Origin of the sequence: Microbacterium testaceum (genome assembly GCF_001476655.1) — a bacterium.
Classification (GTDB): Bacteria; Actinomycetota; Actinomycetes; order Actinomycetales; family Microbacteriaceae; genus Microbacterium; species Microbacterium testaceum_C.
In genome coordinates, this window is record NZ_LDRT01000020.1 from 1 (window position 1) to 20,799 (window position 20,799).

A 20,799-nucleotide genomic window follows, 5' to 3' on the forward strand; every position below is an offset into this window, starting at 1 on the left:
GCGACCCGCTGCGGGTCGCACCGAGCATCGGCACGTCGACCTCGTCGTACTGGTCGGCGTACTTCATCGACAGCGGCCAGTAGTGCGGGGGCGTCCACAGGAAGACGAGCGCGAAGAGGATGAGCGGCGCCCAGGTGAGCGACCCGGTCACGGCCGACCAGCCGATGAGGACGGGGAAGCACCCGGCGATCCCGCCCCACACGATGTTCTGCTCCGTGCGGCGCTTGAGGATCATCGTGTAGATCACGACATAGAAGAAGATCGCCGCGGCCGAGAGTCCGGCGGCGAGCGGGTTGGTGAAGGCCCACAGCCAGACGGTGGAGATGACCGCGAGCGTCCAGGCGAAGATCAGGGCGCCGCGCGGCGAGACCTCTCCGGTGACCAGAGGACGGTTCTCGGTGCGCTGCATGTGCGCGTCGATGTCGCGGTCGAGGTACATGTTGAACGCCGCGGCCGAGCCGGCGCTCAACGAGCCGCCGATGACGGTGGCGAAGATCAGCCACAGGTTCGGCAAGCCGCCCTGCGCGAGGATCATGACCGGCACCGTCGTGACGAGCAGCAGCTCGAGTACTCGAGGCTTCGTCAGGGCGACGTACGCCCGAACGGTTCGTCCGACGGAGCGGCGATCGGTCGTCGCAATGACGTGCGACGTCGTCGAGATGTCCATCGTCCCCCGGGGTAGCGCGTATGAAACTCCATCGATTCTACGTCATGCCCACCACAGGACCGGCCGCCTGTCGACCCCCGTCACGGACCGCAACGCCGACCCTCGATCTCGCTATGCTGGCCGTGAACGCGCGCCCCGCGCCGACACCCCACCCCTCTCCCACTCCTACGGTGGTGAGTGCGGCGTCGGAAGTGACCCGGGCGCACAGTATCGAGAAAGGCGACCCTGTTGTCGGACTTCGAATGGGATGACATCGATCGGCGCGCGGTGGACACCGCCCGCATTCTCGCGGCGGATGCCGTGGAGAAGGTCGGAAACGGCCACCCCGGAACCGCGATGTCTCTCGCACCCGCGGCGTATCTGCTCTATCAGCGCGTCATGCGCCACGACCCGGCCGACACGCACTGGCCCGGTCGCGACCGCTTCATCCTCTCGGCGGGGCACTCCTCGCTCACCCAGTACGTCCAGCTCTACCTCGGCGGTTTCGGCCTCGAGCTGAAAGACCTCGAGGCTCTGCGCACGTGGGGCTCGCTGACCCCGGGCCACCCCGAGTACGGCCACACCGACGGCGTCGAGATCACGACCGGACCGCTCGGCCAGGGCCTGGCCTCGTCCGTGGGCTTCGCGTACGCCGCCCGGTACGAGCGCGGTCTCTTCGACCCCGAGACCCCCGCCGGCGAGAGCGCCTTCGACCACTTCGTCTACGTGATCGCCGGTGACGGCGACCTCCAGGAGGGCGTCACCAGCGAGGCCTCCTCGCTCGCGGGCCACCAGGAGCTCGGCAACCTCATCGCGATCTACGACTCGAACCAGATCTCGATCGAGGACGACACCAACGTCGCCTTCACCGAAGATGTCCAGAAGCGCTACGAGTCGTACGGCTGGCACGTCCAGACGGTCGACTGGAAGAAGACCGGTCAGTACGTCGAGGACGTCGCCGAGCTGCACGCCGCGATCGAGGCCGCCCAGGGCGAGACGAGCAAGCCCTCGCTCATCATCCTCAAGACGATCATCGGCTGGCCCTCGCCCGGCAAGCAGAACTCCGGCAAGATCCACGGCTCCGCCCTCGGCGCCGACGAGCTGAAGGCCACCAAGGAGGTGCTCGGCTTCGACCCCGAGCAGCACTTCGCCGTCGCCGACGACGTCATCTCCCACACGCGCGAGCTCGTGCAGCGCGGCGAGGCCGAGAAGGCCGCCTGGCAGGAGAAGTTCGACGCCTGGGCCGCCGCCCACCCCGAGCGCAAGCAGCTGTGGGACCGCCTGCAGGCCCGCGAGCTCCCCGAGGGCATCGCCGACGCCCTCCCCGCCTTCGAGGCCGGGAAGGACGTCTCGACGCGTGCCGCCTCCGGCACCGTCATCAACGCCCTCGCCGCCGAGCTCCCCGAGCTCTGGGGCGGATCGGCCGACCTCGCCGAGTCCAACCTCACGACGATCAAGAACGCCAAGTCGTTCATCCCCTCGTCGTGGTCGACGCACGAGTGGTCGGGCGACCCCTACGGCCGCGTGCTGCACTTCGGCATCCGCGAGCACGCCATGGGCGCGATCCTCAACGGCATCGTGCTGCACGGCCCCACCCGCCCCTTCGGCGGCACGTTCCTCATCTTCAGCGACTACATGCGCCCGCCGGTGCGCCTGGCCGCGCTGATGAACATCCCGACGATCTTCGTCTGGACGCACGACTCCGTCGCCCTCGGCGAAGACGGTCCGACGCACCAGCCGATCGAGCAGCTGGCGACGCTCCGCGCGATCCCCAACTTCGCTCTCGTGCGTCCCGCGGATGCCAACGAGACCAGCGTCGTGTGGCTCGAGATGCTCCGCCGCACCGCCGGTCCCGCCGGTATCGCGCTCACCCGCCAGAACATCCCCGTGTTCGCGCGCGGCGAGGGCGCGGCATCCGGTGACGAGTTCGCGTCGGCCGAGGGCGCCGTCAAGGGCGCCTACGTGCTCGCGGAGGCCAAGAACGGCGAGCCCGACGTCATCCTCATCGCGACCGGCTCCGAGGTGCAGCTGGCCGTCGAGGCGCGCGAGACGCTGGCCGCCGAGGGCGTCCACGCCCGCGTCGTGTCGGCCCCGTCGCTGGAGTGGTTCGCCGAGCAGGACGAGGCGTACCGCGAGTCGGTCCTGCCGTCGTCGGTGAAGGCGCGCGTCTCGGTCGAGGCCGGTTCGGCCCTCAGCTGGCACGGCATCGTCGGCGACGCCGGTCGCTCGGTCGCGATCGAGCACTTCGGTGCGTCGGCCGACTACAAGACCCTGTTCCAGAAGTTCGGCATCACGGCCGAGGCCGTCGTCGAAGCCGCCCGCGACTCGCTCGCCGCGGCGAAGAAGTAATCCGAGGAGAACAACGACATGAGCACTCCCACCGCAGACCTCGCCGCTCAGGGCGTCAGCATCTGGCTCGACGACCTGTCGCGTCAGCGCATCCAGTCCGGCAACCTCGCCGAGCTCATCGACTCGCGCAACGTCTCGGGCGTCACGACCAACCCGACCATCTTCGCCGGGGCCCTGTCGAAGGGCGAGGCGTACGAGGGCCAGGTGAAGGAGCTCGCCGCGGCCGGCGCCGACGTCGACGAGGCGATCTTCTCGATCACCACCGACGACGTGCGCGACGCGTGCGACATCTTCCTGCCCGTCTTCGAGGCCACGAACGGCGTCGACGGCCGCGTGTCGATCGAGGTCTCCCCCGACCTCGCCCACGACACCGAGGGCACCGTCGCTCAGGCGAAAGACCTGTCGGCGCGCGTGGACCGTAAGAACGTCCTCATCAAGATCCCGGCGACCAAGGCGGGCCTGCCCGCGATCACCGAGGTCATCGGTGCGGGCATCTCGGTCAACGTCACGCTGATCTTCAGCCTCGAGCGCTACGAAGAAGTCATCGACGCGTACCTCGCGGGTGTCGAGAAGGCGCACGCCGCCGGTCACGACATCTCGACCCTGCAGTCGGTCGCCTCGTTCTTCGTCTCCCGCGTCGACACCGAGATCGACAAGCGTCTCGCCGCGATCGGCACCGACGAGGCGGCGGAACTGAAGGGCAAGGCGGGCATCGCCAACGCCCGTCTGGCCTACGAGCTGTACGAGAAGAAGTTCTCCGAGGACCGCGCGAAGAAGCTCCTGGATGCCGGTGCCACGGTGCAGCGTCCCCTGTGGGCCTCGACGGGCGTCAAGGACCCCGCGCTGCCCGACACGCTCTACGTGACCGAGCTCGTCGCCCCCGGCACCGTCAACACGATGCCCGAGAAGACGCTCGAGGCCACCTTCGACCACGGTGTCATCACCGGCGACACGGTCACCGGTGCCTACGCCGAGGCGCACGAGGTCTTCGACCGTCTCGCAGCCGCGGGTGTCGACGTCGCCGACGCGACCCAGACGCTCGAAGACGAGGGTGTCGAGAAGTTCATCGCCTCCTGGCACGAGCTGCAGGACACCGTCAAGACCGCTCTCGACGCCGGAAGCGCCCAGGCCGCGCAGTGACGTTCGAGGTCAAGGTCACCGGCCACGTCAAATCGGTCGTCGACGCCGAGCTCCCCGGCCTGGTCGGCTCGCTCGTGGCATCCGGTATCACCGCCGGAGACGCGAGCCTGTGGGGACCGGCCGCCGAGGACGAGGCTGCTCACCGGCTCGGGTGGGTGCAGGCGGTCTCCGTCTCGCGCCCGCTCGTGCCCGAGATCACCGCCCTGCGCGACGAGTTCGTCGCGCAGGGCGTGACCCGCGTCGTCCTCGCCGGCATGGGCGGTTCGTCGCTCGCGCCGGAGGTGATCGCCCAGTCGGCGGGCGTGCCGCTGGTGATCCTCGACTCCACCGCCCCGGGCCAGGTGCTCGCCGCGATCGACGGCGACGCCGAGGCCGGTGGTCTCGCTCAGACGCTGCTCGTGGTCTCGAGCAAGTCGGGTTCCACCGTCGAGACCGACTCCGCCCAGCGCGCCTTCGAGGCCGCGTACCGCGACCTCGGCATCGATCCCACCGAGCGCATCGTCGTGGTCACCGACCCCGGGTCCCCGCTCGAGCTGGCGGCGCGCGCCGATGGCTACCGCGTCTTCACGGCGGATCCCACCGTCGGCGGCCGTTACTCGGCGCTCACCGCTTTCGGTCTCGTCCCGACGGGTCTGGCTGGCGTCGACATCGAAGACCTGCTGAACGAAGCGGATGCCACCCTCCTCGAGGTCGCGATCGACTCGCCGGAGAACCCGGCGCTCGTCCTCGCCGCAGCGATCGCCGGCGGCGGTGAACACCGCCGCGACAAGCTCGGCCTCGTGATGGACGACGCTCACCTTCCGGGCCTCCCGGAATGGATCGAGCAGCTCATCGCCGAGTCCACCGGCAAGCAGGGGACCGGCATCCTCCCGGTGGTTCTGCTTCCCGTATCGCCCGAGGTCGAGGCTGTTCCCGACGATCTGCAGATCGCGCGGTTCGTGGACGACGCCCACAAGCTGCACCTCTTCGAGCACCACCACGGCGAGATCCTCGTCAGCGGATCCCTCGGCGCGCAGTTCGTCGTCTGGGAGTACGCCACGGCCATCGCCGGCCGGATGCTGGGCATCGACCCGTTCGACCAGCCCGACGTCGAGTCGGCGAAGGTCGCTACGCGGGCTCTCCTCGACGCACGTCCCGAGCCCACCGCGCCGGCGTTCGTCGCCGACGGGGTCGAGGTGCGCGTCTCCGACCCCGCCCTGGCCGCCAGCGGCACCGTCTCCGGCGTGCTCGAGGCGCTGTGGGCGACGGTTCCCGCCGATGGCTACATCAGCATCCAGGCGTACGTGAACCGGCTGGACGTCCCGCAACTGCCGGGGCTCCGCGAGCTCGTCGCCGCGGACGCAGGGCGCCCCACCACCTTCGGGTGGGGTCCGCGATTCCTGCACTCCACGGGACAGTTCCACAAGGGAGGCCCGGCGACGGGCGTGTTCCTCCAGATCACCGAACGCACCGACGTCGACCTCGAGATCCCCGGTCGCCCGTTCACGTTCGGTCAACTCATCCAGGCGCAGGCCGCGGGAGACGCGAGCGTGCTGGCGGACGGCCATGGTCGTCCCGTCGTCACGCTGACGCTGACCGACCCGCAGGTCGACGTCCTCTCACTCTTCGAGGCGGCACAGTAGAGCATGGTCGTAGAGATCACCCCGGGCCACAACCCCCTCCGCGATCCTGAGGATCGCCGTCTGAGCCGCATCGCCGGCCCCAGCGCCCTCGTCATCTTCGGCGTGACGGGCGATCTGTCGCGCAAGAAGCTCATGCCGGCGGTCTACGACCTCGCCAACCGCGGCTTGCTCCCCCCGGGCTTCGCTCTCGTCGGGTTCGCCCGGCGCGATTGGGAGGACCAGGACTTCGCCAAGGTCGTGTACGAGTCGGTCAAGCAGTACGCCCGGACGGAATTCCGCGAGGAGACGTGGAAAGAGCTCCTTGAGGGCATCCGCTTCGTGCAGGGCGAGTTCGACGACCCCGAGGCCTTCCAGCGGCTGCGCGACACGGTCGACAAGCTCGACACCGAGCGCGGCACGATGGGCAATCACGCGTACTACCTCTCGATTCCGCCCAAGGCCTTCCCGCTCGTGACCACGCAGCTGAAGGCGTCGGGGCTCGTCGGCGACGAGGAGGGCAAGACGAGCGGCTGGCGCCGCGTCGTCATCGAGAAGCCGTTCGGCCACGACCTCGCGTCCGCTCGCGAGCTCAACGAGGTTGTGGAAAGCGCGTTCCCCGCCGACTCGATCTTCCGCATCGACCACTACCTCGGCAAAGAGACGGTGCAGAACATCCTGGCGCTGCGCTTCGCCAACGAACTGTACGAGCCCATCTGGAACCGCAATTACGTCGACCACGTCCAGATCACGATGGCCGAGGACATCGGCGTGGGCGGTCGGGCCGGCTATTACGACGGCATCGGTGCGGCACGCGACGTCATCCAGAACCACCTCCTTCAGCTTCTCGCCCTCACAGCGATGGAGGAGCCCATCAGCTTCAACGCCGCCGATCTGCGCGCCGAGAAGGAGAAGGTCCTCGCGGCCGTCCGTCTGCCCGAGAACCTCGCCGAGGCCACCGCGCGCGGTCAGTACGCCGGCGGCTGGCAGGGCGGCGAGGAGGTGCTCGGCTTCCTCGAGGAAGACGGGATGAACCCCGAGTCCGTCACCGAGACCTACGCGGCCATCAAGCTCGAGATCAACACGCGCCGCTGGTCGGGCGTGCCGTTCTACGTCCGCAGTGGGAAGCGTCTCGGACGCCGCGTCACCGAGGTGGCGGTCGTCTTCAAGCGTGCCCCGCAGCAGCTGTTCTCGCGCAGCCAGACGCAGGAACTGGGGCAGAACGCCCTCGTGATCCGCGTGCAGCCCGACGAGGGCGTCACCATCCGCTTCGGCTCCAAGGTTCCCGGCGACGGCACCCAGGTGCGCGACGTCACGATGGACTTCGGCTACGGCCACGCCTTCACCGAGGCGAGCCCGGAGGCGTACGAGCGACTCATCCTCGACGTGCTCCTCGGTGACCCGCCGCTCTTCCCCCGTCACGAGGAGGTCGAGCTCAGCTGGAAGATCCTCGACCCGATCGAGGAGTTCTGGGCCGCTCAGGGCGGCCCGCTCGAACAGTACTCGCCCGGATCGTGGGGCCCGGCATCCGCCGACGAGCTCCTCGCCCGCGACGGCCGCACCTGGAGGCGCCCGTGATCATCGACCTGCCCGACACCACCGTCAGCGCGATCTCGAAGAAGCTCGTCAGCGTCCGCGAAGAGGGCGGCGCCGTCGCCCTGGGCCGCGTGCTGACCCTCATCATCGTGACCCATCACGGTGCCGAAGAAGAGGTCATCGAGGCCGCCAACGACGCCTCGCGAGAGCATCCGATGCGTGTCATCGCGGTCCTGTTCGGCGATGACGACGAGGAACCGCGCCTCGACGCGCAGATCCGGGTCGGAGGGGACGCCGGCGCGAGTGAGGTCGTCGTGCTGCGCGCCCATGGTGCCGCCGGTTCCAACGCGGAGAGCCTGGTCACGGGTCTCCTGCTGCCGGATGCCCCCGTCGTCGCCTGGTGGCCGGCCGATGCGCCCGTGAACCCGTCGAAGTCCGCGATCGGTCGGATCGCCCAGCGCCGTATCACCGATGCGTCCTCGCAGGAGGATCCCGCCGCCTGGGTCGCCCGGCTCGGCGAGCACTACTCCCCCGGCGACACCGACTTCGCATGGACCCGACTCACGCGCTGGCGCGAGCAGCTCGCGGCCGTTCTCGACCAGCCGCCGTACGAGCCGGTGACCGCGATCGAGGTCACGGGCGCGGCCGACTCTCCGTCGACCGCCCTCCTCGCAGCGTGGCTCGGGCTGAAGCTCGAGGCTCCCGTGGACTACACGTATCTCTCGCCCGACGAGTGGGCGACCGGCATCAAGTCGGTCCGTCTCACCCGGGCAAGCGGCGACACGCTCCTCGAGCGTCCGGAGCCCGCGGTGGCCGTGCTCACCCAGCCCGGCCAGCCCACGCATGATCTCGCGTTCCCCCGCCGCACCCTCCGCGAGTGCCTCGCCGAGGAGCTTCGTCGTCTTGACCCCGACGTTCTCTATGGGCGGGTCATCACGGAGTGCGCGCACCTCCTGCGCACCGCCGACGAGCGGAGCGACGCATGAGCGAGAACGGATCGTCCAAGCGCGTCATCATCAAGCGCGACCCCGACGCCCTCGCCGACTACGTCGCGACACGGTTCGTGAACCGGATCGTCAAGCGCGTGGCCGAGGGCAAGCGGATGCACGTCTGCCTCACCGGCGGAACGATGGGCGGCGCTGTCCTGCGCACGGCCGCCCGCGACCCGCGCCTGGCCGACATCGACTGGTCGCTCGTGCACTTCTGGTTCGGCGACGAGCGCTTCGTTCCGCGTGATTCCGACGACCGCAACGAGAAGCTGGCGCGCGAAGCACTTCTCGACGGCCTCGACATCCCGGCGGCGAACATCCACGCGGTCGCGTCCTCCGATGAGGGACTCGACCTGGATGCGGCCGCGATCGCCTACGCGGACGAGCTCGCACAGTTCGCGCCGTCGGACCGCAGCGAAACCGGTCCGTGGCCCTCGTTCGACATCTGCTTCCTGGGCGTCGGACCCGACGCGCACATCGCCTCGCTCTTTCCCGATCGTGCGGAGATCTCGGTGACCGATCGCGCGACGGTGCCCGTGCGGGAGTCCCCCAAGCCGCCGAGCGAGCGCGTCTCCCTGACGAGGCCCGTCATCAACTCGTCGAAGCGGGTGTGGATGGTCATCGCCGGTGCCGATAAGGCCGCCGCCCTCGGGCTCGCCCTCGCCGGGGCGAGCTACCAGAGCGTCCCCGCCGCCGGAGCCAAGGGACGCCGCCGCACGGCGTTCTTCGTCGACGAGTCGGCCGCGGACCAGGTTCCCCCGCAGCTCATCGACCGCGAGTACTGAGCCTCGAACAGAAAGAGACCGGATGCCATCGGCATCCGGTCTCTTCTCGTTTCCGCGCGCGGCGGATGGACGTCACTGTCCGCGGCGCTCGCGCAGCTGCTGGAGGGCGTCGTCGAGAAGCGAAGCCGCCTCTTCGTCGGTACGGCGCTCCTTCACGTAGGCGAGGTGCGTCTTGTAGGGCTCGGACTTGGCGAGAGCCGGCGGATTGTTCTTGTCGCGGCCGGCGGGAAGGCCGGAGTGCGGGGAGTCGATCGTCTCGGGGATCTCGTCGTCGGGGATCCCTGCGGCGAAGTAGCGGACCGTCTCGTTGCCGAGGGCGTCCCAGTAGGACACCGCGACGCGGTCGGCGTGGAAGCCGTGGTCCTGTTCGCCCATCGGGCCGGCGCCCACCCGGGAGCCGCGAATCGCGTTGCCGCCAGTAGCCATGTCAGATCTCCGCGAACTTGGTCAGCAGACCGAGGCCGACGATGGTGACGAACCACACCAGCGCGAGCACGATCGTGAAACGGTTGAGGTTGCGCTCCGCCAGACCCGACGAGCCGAGCGCGGAGCTCATGCCACCGCCGAACATGTCGGACAGGCCGCCGCCGCGCCCCTTGTGGAGCAGGATGAGGAGGGTCAGCAGGAGGCTGGTGACGCCCAGGAGCACCTGCAGGACGAACTCGAGAATCTGCACTGTCGAAAGCCTTTCGCGAGCGACCTGGTCGGCCGCACAAGCGTCAAGTATACGGGGAGGCGGGGTGGGCACACGGATGCCCGCGACGAAGCGCCGCGGGCATCCGGTTCGGGGTCAGACCCCGACGTGCTTCTGGTAGCGGATGATCGCCGCGAACTCGTCGACGACGAGGCTCGCGCCACCCACCAGGGCACCGTCCACATCGGGCTCGCGCATGAATGCGGCGATGTTGTTGGACTTGACCGAACCGCCGTAGAGGACGCGCGTGCGTGCGGCCGCATCGGCACCGAGCTTGTCGGCGACGACGGCGCGCAGCTTCGCGCAGACCTCCTGGGCCTGGTCGGGCGTCGCCGCCTGGCCCGAGCCGATGGCCCAGACCGGCTCGTACGCCACGACGATCTCGGCGTCGGAGGCCACGCCCTCGAGGGCGACCTCGAGCTGACCCACGGGCACGGCGCTGGCGCCGAACTTCTCGAGGTCTTCCGAAGTCTCACCGACGCAGATCACCGGGACGAGACCGTGGCGGAGGGCCGCCTGCGTCTTGGCCGCGACGACCTCATCGGTCTCGTGGTGGAACTGGCGGCGCTCCGAGTGACCGATGATCACGTAGCGCGCGTTGAGCTTCGCGAGGAACTGGCCCGAGATCTCGCCGGTGTACGCACCGGAGTCGTGGGCGGACAGGTCCTGACCGCCCAGCGCGAACTCGATCTTGTCGGCATCCAGAAGCGTCTGCACCGTGCGCAGGTCGGTGAAGGGCGGGAAGACCGCCACCTCGACGCTGCCGTTCTCGTGCTTCGCTTCCTTCAGCGTCCAGTGCAGCTTCTGGACGAACGCGACCGCCTGCAGGTGGTCGAGGTTCATCTTCCAGTTGCCGGCGATGAGGGGGGTTCTGGTCACGCCCATCCGAGGACCTCCAGTCCGGGGAGCTTCTTGCCTTCGAGGAACTCCAAGCTGGCGCCGCCGCCGGTGGAGATGTGTCCGAACTCGTCGTCGGAGAAGCCGAGCTGTCGGACCGCCGCGGCGGAGTCGCCCCCGCCGACGACGCTCAGGCCGTCGACCTCGGTGAGCGCCTTCGCGACGGTCTTGGTACCGGCCTCGAACGCCTTCATCTCGAACACGCCCATGGGGCCGTTCCAGAAGACGGTGCGCGAGCCGCGGATCGCCTCGGCGAAGAGCTCCGCCGTACGCGGACCGATGTCCAGGCCCAGGCCGGACGCGCCGAAGGAGGTGTCCTCCAGCTTGTCGGCATCGGCCACGACGTGCTCGGCATCGGCCGAGAACGACGCCGCGACAACCGCGTCGACCGGGAGGACGATCTCGACGCCGCGCTCCTTCGCCGTGGCGAGGTAGCCCTTCACGGTGTCGATCTGATCCTGCTCGAGCAGGCTCGAGCCGACCTTGTGACCCTCGGCCACGAGGAAGGTGAACATCATGCCGCCGCCGACGAGGAGCTTGTCCACGCGCGGGAGAAGGTGCTCGATGACGCCCAGCTTGTCGCTGACCTTCGAGCCGCCGAGGACGACCGTGTACGGACGCTCGGGGTTCTCGGTGAGGCGATCGAGGACCTCGAGCTCCTTCTGGATGAGCAGACCCGCGGCCGAGGGCACGAGCTGGGCGAGGTCGTAGACGCTCGCCTGCTTGCGGTGCACGACGCCGAAGCCGTCCGACACGAGAGCGTCGCCGAGGCCGGCGAGCTCGCGCGCGAAGGCCTGGCGCTCGGCCTCGTCCTTCGAGGTCTCCCCCGCGTTGAAGCGGAGGTTCTCGATCACGGCGATCTCGCCGTCCTCCAGCGCGGCCACGGCATCCTGAGCCGACTCGCCCACCGTGTCACGTGCGAACGCCACGGGCTGGCCGAGCAGCTCGGACAGGCGCTGCGCGACCGGCTCGAGCGAATACTTCGGGTCGGGCGCGCCGTCGGGGCGGCCCAGGTGCGAGCACACGACCACACGCGCGCCGGCGTTGATCAGTGCGTTGAGGGTCGGCAGCGACGCGCGCACGCGGCCATCGTCCGTGATGACGCCGTCCTTGAGAGGAACGTTCAGGTCACAACGGACGATGACGCGCGTGCCGGCGAGCGACCCCAGCGAATCGAGGGTGCGCAGAGCCATGAAGGGTTACAGGCGCTCGGCGACGTACTCGGTGAGGTCGACGAGGCGGTTCGAGTAGCCCCACTCGTTGTCGTACCAGGACGACACCTTGACGAGGTTGCCGCTGACGTTGGTCAGCTCCGCGTCGAAGATCGAGGAGTGCGGGTTGCCCTGGATGTCGCTCGAGACGATCGGGTCCTCGGTGTACTGCAGGATGCCGTTGAGGCGACCCTCGGCAGCGGCCTTCTTGTAGACCTCGTTGACCTGGTCGACGGTCAGACCCTCGGTGGGGGTGACGATCGTGAGGTCGACGATCGAGCCGGTGGGAACCGGAACGCGGTACGACGAGCCGCTGAGCTTGCCGTTGAGCTCGGGCAGCACCAGGCCGATGGCCTTGGCGGCACCGGTCGAGGCGGGGACGATGTTGATCGCCGCGCCGCGCGCACGACGGAGGTCGCTGTGCGGTCCGTCCTGCAGGTTCTGGTCGGCCGTGTAGGCGTGAGCGGTCATCATGAAGCCGCGCTCGATGCCGAAGGCGTCGTTGAAGACCTTCGCCAGCGGGGCCAGGCAGTTCGTGGTGCACGAGGCGTTCGAGATGATGACATCGGTCTCGGGGTTGTAGGTCTCTTCGTTCACACCCATGACGATCGTGGCGTCGTCACCCGTGGCGGGAGCGGAGATGAGGACCTTCTTCGCGCCACCGGCGACGTGCTTCTTGGCGTCTTCCGCCTTGGTGAAACGACCGGTCGACTCGATGACGATGTCGACGCCCAGCTCGCCCCAGGGGAGGTTCGCGGGGTCGCGCTCTTCGAAGACCTTGATGGTCTTGTCGCCGACCGTGATGGAGTCTTCGGTGTACGAGACGTCCTCGGCGAGCACGCCGCCGACGGAGTCGTACTTGAGGAGGTGGGCCAGGGTCTTGTTGTCGGTGAGGTCGTTCACCGCCACGATTTCGAGGTCGGCACCCTGCGCGAGAGCCGCGCGGAGGTAGTTGCGTCCGATACGGCCGAAGCCGTTGATTCCGATCTTGACGGTCACGGAATATCTCCTGAATCAGTTGTGCGCGAGAAGCGCGTGATTGCGGTGTTCGCTGGCGGACAACGGCGTCCCGGTGAGGTGTCCCACCGGGACGCCGCACCGTTTACGACAGTACCAGCAGACCCGTGGTCTTCTCTCGGGCAGCGGCGAAGCGCTCCTGAGCGTCGGCCCAGTTCGCGATGTTCCAGAAGGCCTTCACGTAGTCGGCGCGCACGTTCTTGTAGTCGAGGTAGTAGGCGTGCTCCCAGACGTCGAGGAGCAGCAACGGAACGGTGCCCGCGACGATCTGTCCCTGCTGGTCGAAGAACTGCTGGATGACGAGGTTCTCGCCGATCGAGTCCCAGAAGAGGCCTGCCCAGCCCGAGCCCTGCACACCGAGGGCGGCCGCGGTGAACTGCGCGCGGAAGGCGTCGAACGAACCGAACTGGTCGTCGATCGCGGCCTCGAGGTCGCCGGTGGGCTTGTCGCCACCGTTGGGCGAGAGGTTGGTCCAGAAGATCGAGTGGTTCGTGTGGCCGCCGAGGTTGAACGCGAGGTCCTTCTGCAGGCGGTTGATGTTGGCGAAGTCGCCCTTCTCGCGCGCTTCGGCGAGCAGGTCGAGGGTGGTGTTCGCGCCGTTCACATACGTCTGGTGGTGCTTGCTGTGGTGCAGCTCCATGATGGTCGCACTGATGTGCGGCTCCAGCGCGGCGTAGTCGTAAGGGAGTTCGGGCAGTGTGTACTTCGCCATGGTCTCTACTTCCGGATCGGTCGCTGCACCGAGGCCTCAACGCAAGAAACGACGTGCAGCGAGGGTGACGTTCTCATCCTACTGAGGGGTAACGCCGCACCCACGGGGTTGCTTCCCCACATGACGGAAGATAGGTCCCCCGGGCGCGTCGCGCGGGGCAGGACGGGATGCCGGAGGGCGCGGCATCCGAGGTCTTCGACGCCGCGTGGGGCCGAGGCGGGATCAGCCCTCGATACCGACAGGAACCGCAGCCTCCGTGCCGGGAATGCCCTCGACCACCAGAACCCTCCCGCGCGGGATCAGCCCTCGATACCCACCGGCACGGCTGCCTCGGTCCCGGGAATGCCCTCGACCTCGGCCTTCTTGTCGGCCATCGCGAGGAGACGGCGGATGCGACCGGCGACGGCGTCCTTCGTGAGGGGCGGGTCCGCGTGGTGACCGAGCTCGTCGAGGCTCGCGTCCCGGTGGGCGAGTCGGAGCGCGCCCGCCTGCTGGAGGTGCTCGGGAACCTCGTCGCCGAGGATCTCGAGCGCCCGCTCGACGCGCGCGCACGCGGCCACGGCCGCCTGGGCCGAACGGCGCAGGTTCGCGTCGTCGAAGTTGACGAGACGGTTGACGCCCGCGCGCACCTCGCGGCGCTGGCGCATCTGGTCCCACTCCCCCGCCGTGCGGCGCGCGCCCATCTCGTACAGGGCGCCGCGAATGGCCTCGCCGTCGCGCACCACGACACGCGGGACGCCACGCACCTCGCGCGCCTTCGCGGGAATGCCGATGCGATGCCCGGCACCCACGAGGGCCATGGCCGCTTCCGAGGACGGGCAGGAGATCTCGAGGGCGGCCGAGCGACCAGGATCACTCAGCGAGCCGCTCGCGAGGAACGCGCCACGCCAGATGGCGCTGAGGTCGGGGCGCGAGCCGGTCGTGAGCTTGTTGGGCAGACCGCGGACGGGTCGACGGCGCTGATCGAGGAGACCGGTCTGCCGGGCGAGAGTCTCGCCCGCCTCGATGACGCGCACCGCGTAGTAGCCACCGGTACGTCCCCCGGAGCCCTGCACGTGGTGGAGCTCGGGCCGGACCCCGTACAGTTCGACGAGGTCGCGGGCGACGCGGCGCGCGAGGACATCGGAGTCGAGTTCGGCCTCGACCGCCACGCGGTTGGCGATCGAGTGCAGGCCGCCGGAGAAGCGCAGGATGGCGGTGAGCTCGGCGACACGTGCTGTGGGGCGCGGGTCGCGTACGGTGATGAGCTCGGCCTTCACATCGGCGGTCAGCGGCACGGTACTCCTCAGTTCGGGGGGTGGGAGGCGGGGGACGAGGGTACAGCCTACTCGCGGCCGAGGTCGCGGTGAGCCACGCGAACGGCCACCCCCGGGATCTCCTCCAAACGCTCAGCGAGCTCCCGGGACATGACCACCGAGCGGTGCTTGCCCCCCGTGCATCCGATCGCCACGACCGAGTGACGCTTGTTCTCGCGCTGATATCCCTCGAGCACGGGACGCAGCGCGGCGGCGTACGCCTCGAGGAATTCGGCAGCGCCCTCCTGGCCGAGGACGTTCTCGCGCACAGCGGGATCCTCCCCCGTCAGCGGACGCAGATCTTCGTTCCAGAACGGGTTCGGCAGGAAGCGCATGTCCGCCACGAGATCGACGTCGGGCGGCAGCCCGTACTTGAACCCGAAGCTCATCAGCGTCACCGTGTGACGGGCCGCGCCTTCCTCCCCGAAGAGCTGGACGGCACGAAGCGACAGCTGGTGCACGTTGAACATCGACGTGTCGATGACGATGTCCGCCGCCTCCCGGACGGGGGCCAGGCGCTCGCGCTCCCGTCGGATGCCGTCGAGGATGGTGCCCTCCCCCTGCAAGGGGTGCGGTCGGCGGACGGCTTCGAACCGCCGCACGAGCACGGCATCGGACGCGTCGAGGAACACCAGACGGACCTGACGGCCCGCCTGCAACGATCGGAGCGCTTCGGGCAGGTCACTGAAGAGCGTTCGGCCGCGGACGTCCACGACCACCGCGACCCGCGGCACGGCACCGCCGGCGAGCTCCGCCAGTTCGAGGAGGGGACGGAGCATCTGCGGCGGCAGATTGTCGACCACGTACCAATCGAGGTCTTCGAGGGCATTCGCCACCGTGGACCGACCGGCCCCGGACATGCCCGTGACGATGAGCACGTCCCCTGGTTCGTCGCGGCCCGGTTCCATGGCGGTGGCCTCCCGTCGTCGTCCCCAGCCTACCGAGACAGATGGGTGTGGATCGCCTCGGCGAGAGCCGGGCCGATCCCGGGAAGCGCGGTGATCTCGTCCGGGCTCGCGTTCTTCAGAGCCGTCACCGAACCGAAGTGGCGCAGCAGCGCTTTGATGCGGGTGTCCCCCAGGCCGGGGACCTCCGCCAGCACGCTCGTGATGTCGCGCTTGCGGCGCTTGCGCTGGTGGACGATGGCGAAGCGGTGGGCCTCATCGCGCAGGCGCTGCAGCAGGTACAGCGCCTCCGACGTACGGGGAAGGATCACGGGATACTCCTCTCCCGGCAACCACACCTCCTCGAGGCGCTTCGCGATACCGCACAGCGCGATCTCCTCATGTCCCGCGTCTGCCAATGCGCGCGCGGCGGCCGCGACCTGCGGTTGTCCTCCGTCGACGACCAGGAGCTGGGGGCGGTAGGCGAACCGCGGACGTTTCCGCGCGGTCACCACCTCCCCGTCCGCCGTGGCCTGCTCCGAGTCCGGCGCGGCGATGATCGCGCCGCCGATCGTCTCGGGTTCCTCCTCGTCGGGACGGTCGAGGTATGCGAGGCGCCGCGTGAGGACTTGATACATCGAGTCAGTGTCATCGGTCGTCTCGGACACCCCGAAGGATCGGTACTGGTCCTTCCGGGGGAGCCCGTCTTCGAAGACGACCATGGATGCCACGACGTTGGTGCCCGAGAGATGCGAGACGTCGAAGCACTCGATCCGCAGGGGCGCCTCGGTGAGGCCGAGGGCCTCCTGGAGGTCCGTGAGAGCCTGCGAACGAGCCACGTAATCGCTCGTCCGACGCGTCTTGTGCAGCATCAGAGCCTGCTGGGCGTTCAACGTCGCAGTCTTCAGCAGGTCGGCCTTTCGCCCGCGCTGGGCGACCTGCAGGGTGACGGGTCGCCCACGCCGTTCGCGGAGCCAGGCCTCGAGCTGCTCCGCGTCGTCGGGCAGTTCCGGTACCAGCACCTGGCGCGGGATGTCCGCGGCATCCGCGTCTCCGTAGGTGCGCTGGAGAACCTGGTCGACGAGGTCGGCCCCGGCGATGTCGATCTCTTTCTCGATCGTCGTCGCCCGCACACCGCGCACGCGACCGCCGCGAACGACGAAGTGCTGCACGGCCGCCGCGAGCTCGTCCTCGGCGATGCCGAACAGGTCGGCGTCCGTGTCGGACGCGAGGACGAGGGCGCTCTTGCCGAGGACGGCCTCGATCGCCTGCAGACGGTCGCGATACAGGGCGGCCGACTCGTAGTCCATCGCCGCCGAGGCTTCCTTCATGCGGGCCGTCAGCTGCTTGGCGAACCTCTGGTCCCCACCCGACATGAACGCGACGAAGTCGTTCACGATGGCGCGGTGCTCCTCGATGGTGACCTTCATGGAACAGGGGCCGCCGCAGCGACCGATCTGCCCCGGGAAGCACGGGCGACCGGACGCCATCGCCTTCTTGTAGGAGGAGTCGCTGCACGTGCGGATCGGGAACACCTTGATCATCAGATCGATGGTGTCGTGCACCGCCCACACCTTCGGATAGGGCCCGAAATACTTCGCCCCGCGGATCTTGTGGTTACGCGTGACGATCACGCGCGGCGCCTCATCGGCCAGGGTGATCGCCATGTAGGGGTACGACTTGTCGTCTTTGTACCGGACGTTGAAGGGCGGATCGAACTCCTTGATCCACATGTACTCCAGTTGGAGCGAGTCGATGTCGCTCGGCACGACCGTCCATTCGACGCTCGCTGCGGTCGTCACCATGCGGCGGGTGCGCTCGTGCAGTGAGTGCAGCGGAGCGAAGTAGTTCGACAGGCGCGCACGCAGATTCTTCGCCTTGCCGACGTACAGTACCCGCCCCTCGGCATCACGGAATCGGTAGACGCCCGGGTTGGTGGGGATCTCCCCGGCCTTGGGCCGATACGGCAGGTGCGACACCCGTTCTCGGGATGCCACGGCTCAGACCCCCTGGCCGGCCAGCTCCGGCTCTCGGACGGCCTCGACGTCAGCGGTGTTGCGCTGTGCGCCGGTGCGACCCGTCTCGAGGAGCTCGGCCAGGAATGCACCGGTGTGACTCGCCTCGACCTTTGCGACCTGCTCGGGTGTGCCCGTCGCAACGATCGTGCCGCCGCCGGCACCGCCTTCGGGACCGAGGTCGATGACCCAGTCCGAACTCTTGATCACGTCGAGGTTGTGCTCGATGACGATGACCGTGTTGCCCTTGTCGACCAGGCCGTTCAACACCTTCAGCAGGAGCGACACGTCTTCGAAGTGCAGACCGGTGGTCGGCTCGTCCAGGACGTAGATCGAACGACCGTTGCTCCGACGCTGCAGCTCGGTGGCGAGCTTGACGCGCTGCGCCTCGCCCCCCGAGAGTGTCGTGGCCGACTGCCCGAGCCGCACGTATCCGAGCCCCACGTCGACCAGCGTCTTCAGGTAACGGTGGATCGCCTGAATGGGCTCGAAGAACTCGGCGGCCTCCGAGATCGGCATCTCCAGCACCTCGGCGATGTTCTTGCCCTTGTAGTGCACCGAGAGGGTGTCGCGGTTGTACCGCTTTCCGTGGCAGACCTCGCAGTCGACGTACACGTCGGGCAGGAAGTTCATCTCGATCTTCAGCGTGCCGTCGCCCGAGCACGCCTCGCAGCGCCCGCCCTTGACATTGAAGCTGAAGCGGCCGGCCTGGTAGCCGCGCACCTTCGCCTCGGGGGTCTCGGCGAAGAGACTGCGGATACGGTCGAACACACCGGTGTACGTCGCCGGGTTCGATCGCGGTGTCCGGCCGATCGGGGCCTGGTCCACGTGCACGACCTTATCGAGGTTGTCGAGACCCGTGACGCGCGTGTGCTTGCCCGGCACGCGGCGCGCCCCGTTGAGCTTGGAGGCGAGGACTTCGTACAGGATGCCGTTCACCAACGTCGACTTGCCCGAACCACTCACGCCGGTCACCGACGTCAGCACGCCGAGCGGGAAGTCGACGGTGACGTTCTGCAGGTTGTTCTCGCGCGCCCCCACGACCGTGACCTGGCGCTTCTTGTCGATCTTGCGGCGCTTCTTCGGCGCGTCGATCGCGCGGCGCCCCGAGAGGTAGGCACCCGTGAGGGAACGTTCGTCTTCGAGCAGCTCGGCCAGCGGGCCGGAGTGCACGACGTTTCCGCCGTCGACGCCGGCGCGGGGGCCGATGTCGACGACCCAGTCGGCCGCGTGGATGGTCTCTTCGTCGTGCTCGACCACGATCAGGGTGTTGCCGAGGTCGCGGAGCGTCTCGAGCGTCTGGATGAGCCGGCGGTTGTCCCGCTGGTGCAGACCGATCGAAGGCTCGTCGAGCACGTAGAGCACGCCCGTCAGGCCCGACCCGATCTGCGTCGCGAGACGGATGCGCTGCGCCTCACCGCCGGAGAGCGTGCCGGCCGCGCGGCCGAGGCTGAGGTAGTTCAGGCCCACCTGCAGCAGGAAGTCGAGGCGCGCGCGGATCTCGCGCAACACGGCCGCGGCGATGGTCGCCTCGCGGTCGGTGAGGGTCAGCTGCGAGAAGAACTCGCGGGCATCGGCGAGGCTCATGCGCGAGGCGGCGGCGATCGACGTGTCGTCGACGAGCACCGCGAGCACCTCGGGCTTCAAGCGATCGCCGTCGCACACGGCGCAGGGCACCTCGCGCAGGTACTCCGACCAGCGTTGACGCTGCGCGTCGGATTCGGCCTGAAGGTACTGCCGCTCGATGTACGGCACGACGCCCTCGAAGCCGGAGGAATACCGCATCTCGCGGCCGTAGCGGTTCTTCCACTTGACCGTGACCTTGTAGTTCTCGCCCCGCAGGACCGCCTGCTGCACATCGTGCGGCAGGTCTTTCCAGGGGGTGTCGAGGGAGAAGCCGAGATCGCGCGAGAGGCCCTCGAGGAGACGCTCGTAGTACTGGAAGAGCCCCTTGCCCTGGGTGGTCCACGGAAGGATCGCGCCGTCGCGGATCGACAGCGCTTCGTCGCCCAGCATCAGGTCGACGTCGACGGACATGCGCGTGCCGAGACCCGAGCAGACGGGGCAGGCCCCGAACGGCGCGTTGAACGAGAACGTCCGCGGCTCGATCTCGGTCAGTTGCAGCGGGTGACCGTTAGGACAGGCGAGCTTCTCGGAGAACGACTGCCACGCGTCGTCGCCCTCTTCGTCGACGAAGTTCACCTGCATGATGCCGCCGGCAAGCCCCATGGCGGTCTCGACCGAGTCGGTCACGCGGCTGAGGTTGTCACCGGATGCCACCAGTCGGTCGACCACCACGGCGATGTCGTGCTTGTAGCTCTTCTTCAGTGTGGGGGGCTCGGACAACTGCACGAGCTCCCCGTCGACCACGGCACGCGCGTATCCCTTGGCGCTGAGCTCCTTGAAGAGGTCGACGAACTCGCCCTTCTTCTGCGTCACGACGGGAGCGACGATCTGGTACCGCGTGCGCTCCGGCAGCTCCATCAGCTGGTCAGCGATCTGCTGCACCGTCTGACGCTGAATGCGCGCACCGCACTCGGGGCAGTGCGGTACGCCGATGCGCGCCCACAGCAGACGCATGTAGTCGTGGATCTCGGTGATCGTGCCGACCGTCGATCGAGGGTTGCGGTTGGTGGACTTCTGGTCGATCGAGACCGCGGGGCTGAGCCCCTCGATGAAGTCGACGTCCGGACGATCGACCTGCCCCAGGAACTGTCGTGCGTACGCGCTCAACGACTCGACGTACCGGCGCTGCCCCTCGGCGAAGATCGTGTCGAACGCGAGGCTCGACTTGCCCGAACCCGAGAGCCCCGTGAAGACGACGAGCGAATCACGCGGGATGTCGAGGTCGACATCCTTGAGATTGTGGACGCGAGCGCCACGGACACTCAGCTTGCCGCTGGAGCCGGAAGGGGCCGAGGAAGGGGAGGGAACGACGGGAACGATGGGCACCTGTTAAGTCTAGGTGGGGCCTCCGACATCGGCCCCGGGTTCGCCGCGGGCGCACGGATGTGCGAAGGTTCGCCTCGCG

General features: G+C 68.5%; 17 protein-coding genes. 6 read left to right on the plus strand and 11 right to left on the minus strand.

The window, feature by feature from the left end; genetic code table 11:
• Positions 1-667 (minus strand): heme o synthase (locus tag NS220_RS03830; RefSeq protein ID WP_058622778.1); only part of this gene is annotated, 667 nt, incomplete at its 3' end.
• Between the two features lie 228 nt (positions 668-895).
• Between NS220_RS03830 and tkt the strand changes: the two genes are divergently transcribed.
• From tkt to pgl, 6 genes are read left to right on the plus strand one after another with little or no spacing between them, the layout of a single operon-like run.
• Positions 896-2,995 carry a transketolase gene (gene tkt / locus NS220_RS03835; RefSeq protein ID WP_058622779.1) on the plus strand — a complete coding sequence of 700 codons (2,100 nt, stop codon included), beginning with the start codon at positions 896-898 and terminating at the stop codon, positions 2,993-2,995.
• An 18-nt stretch (positions 2,996-3,013) separates the two neighbouring features.
• Positions 3,014-4,135, plus strand: coding sequence for a transaldolase (tal, locus tag NS220_RS03840; RefSeq protein WP_058622780.1), 1,122 nt, complete (start codon positions 3,014-3,016; stop codon positions 4,133-4,135).
• The gene (locus NS220_RS03845) at positions 4,132-5,757 is read left to right on the plus strand and encodes a glucose-6-phosphate isomerase (protein WP_058622781.1); all 1,626 of its coding nucleotides are present in this window, start codon (positions 4,132-4,134) and stop codon (positions 5,755-5,757) included. Before tal ends, NS220_RS03845 begins: the two co-directional genes overlap by 4 nt.
• Before the next feature lie 3 nt (positions 5,758-5,760).
• Entirely contained in the window at positions 5,761-7,311 is a 1,551-nt protein-coding gene (zwf, locus tag NS220_RS03850) for a glucose-6-phosphate dehydrogenase (protein ID WP_058622782.1), read from the plus strand.
• Entirely contained in the window at positions 7,308-8,255 is a 948-nt protein-coding gene (locus tag NS220_RS03855; protein ID WP_058622798.1) for a glucose-6-phosphate dehydrogenase assembly protein OpcA, read from the plus strand. Before zwf ends, NS220_RS03855 begins: the two co-directional genes overlap by 4 nt.
• The gene (gene pgl / locus NS220_RS03860; protein WP_058622783.1) at positions 8,252-9,043 is read left to right on the plus strand and encodes a 6-phosphogluconolactonase; all 792 of its coding nucleotides are present in this window, start codon (positions 8,252-8,254) and stop codon (positions 9,041-9,043) included. Before NS220_RS03855 ends, pgl begins: the two co-directional genes overlap by 4 nt.
• 72 nt (positions 9,044-9,115) lie before the next feature.
• On the opposite strand, the gene NS220_RS03865 is transcribed toward pgl, so the two are convergent.
• From NS220_RS03865 to uvrA, 10 genes are all read right to left on the minus strand, one after another.
• Complete coding sequence (locus NS220_RS03865) at positions 9,116-9,469, minus strand: RNA polymerase-binding protein RbpA (RefSeq protein WP_013586743.1); 354 nt, start codon at positions 9,467-9,469, stop codon at positions 9,116-9,118.
• Position 9,470: 1 nt separating this feature from the next.
• Complete coding sequence (gene secG, locus NS220_RS03870; protein ID WP_013586744.1) at positions 9,471-9,719, minus strand: preprotein translocase subunit SecG; 249 nt, start codon at positions 9,717-9,719, stop codon at positions 9,471-9,473.
• A 114-nt stretch (positions 9,720-9,833) separates the two neighbouring features.
• Positions 9,834-10,622 (minus strand): triose-phosphate isomerase, encoded by a 789-nt coding sequence (gene tpiA, locus NS220_RS03875; protein ID WP_058622784.1) that lies wholly within the window; start codon positions 10,620-10,622, stop codon positions 9,834-9,836.
• Positions 10,613-11,827 (minus strand): phosphoglycerate kinase, encoded by a 1,215-nt coding sequence (locus NS220_RS03880; protein ID WP_058622785.1) that lies wholly within the window; start codon positions 11,825-11,827, stop codon positions 10,613-10,615. Before NS220_RS03880 ends, tpiA begins: the two co-directional genes overlap by 10 nt.
• Before the next feature lie 6 nt (positions 11,828-11,833).
• On the minus strand, positions 11,834-12,844 hold the full coding sequence (gene gap, locus NS220_RS03885) for a type I glyceraldehyde-3-phosphate dehydrogenase (protein WP_058622786.1): 1,011 nt from the start codon (positions 12,842-12,844) through the stop codon (positions 11,834-11,836).
• 103 nt (positions 12,845-12,947) lie between these two features.
• Complete coding sequence (locus NS220_RS03890) at positions 12,948-13,574, minus strand: superoxide dismutase (RefSeq protein ID WP_058622787.1); 627 nt, start codon at positions 13,572-13,574, stop codon at positions 12,948-12,950.
• Positions 13,575-13,873: 299 nt separating this feature from the next.
• Positions 13,874-14,851, minus strand: a complete 978-nt coding sequence (gene whiA / locus NS220_RS03895) for a DNA-binding protein WhiA (RefSeq protein ID WP_058622788.1) — start codon at positions 14,849-14,851, stop codon at positions 13,874-13,876.
• A gap of 47 nt (positions 14,852-14,898) precedes the next feature.
• On the minus strand, positions 14,899-15,777 hold the full coding sequence (gene rapZ, locus NS220_RS03900; RefSeq protein ID WP_058622789.1) for an RNase adapter RapZ: 879 nt from the start codon (positions 15,775-15,777) through the stop codon (positions 14,899-14,901).
• Positions 15,778-15,806: 29 nt separating this feature from the next.
• Positions 15,807-17,750: an excinuclease ABC subunit UvrC gene (gene uvrC, locus NS220_RS03905; RefSeq protein WP_193755264.1), complete on the minus strand. Its 1,944-nt coding sequence runs from the start codon at positions 17,748-17,750 to the stop codon at positions 15,807-15,809.
• Between the two features lie 3 nt (positions 17,751-17,753).
• Complete coding sequence (gene uvrA, locus NS220_RS03910; protein WP_193755265.1) at positions 17,754-20,720, minus strand: excinuclease ABC subunit UvrA; 2,967 nt, start codon at positions 20,718-20,720, stop codon at positions 17,754-17,756.
• Positions 20,721-20,799: the final 79 nt, after the last annotated feature.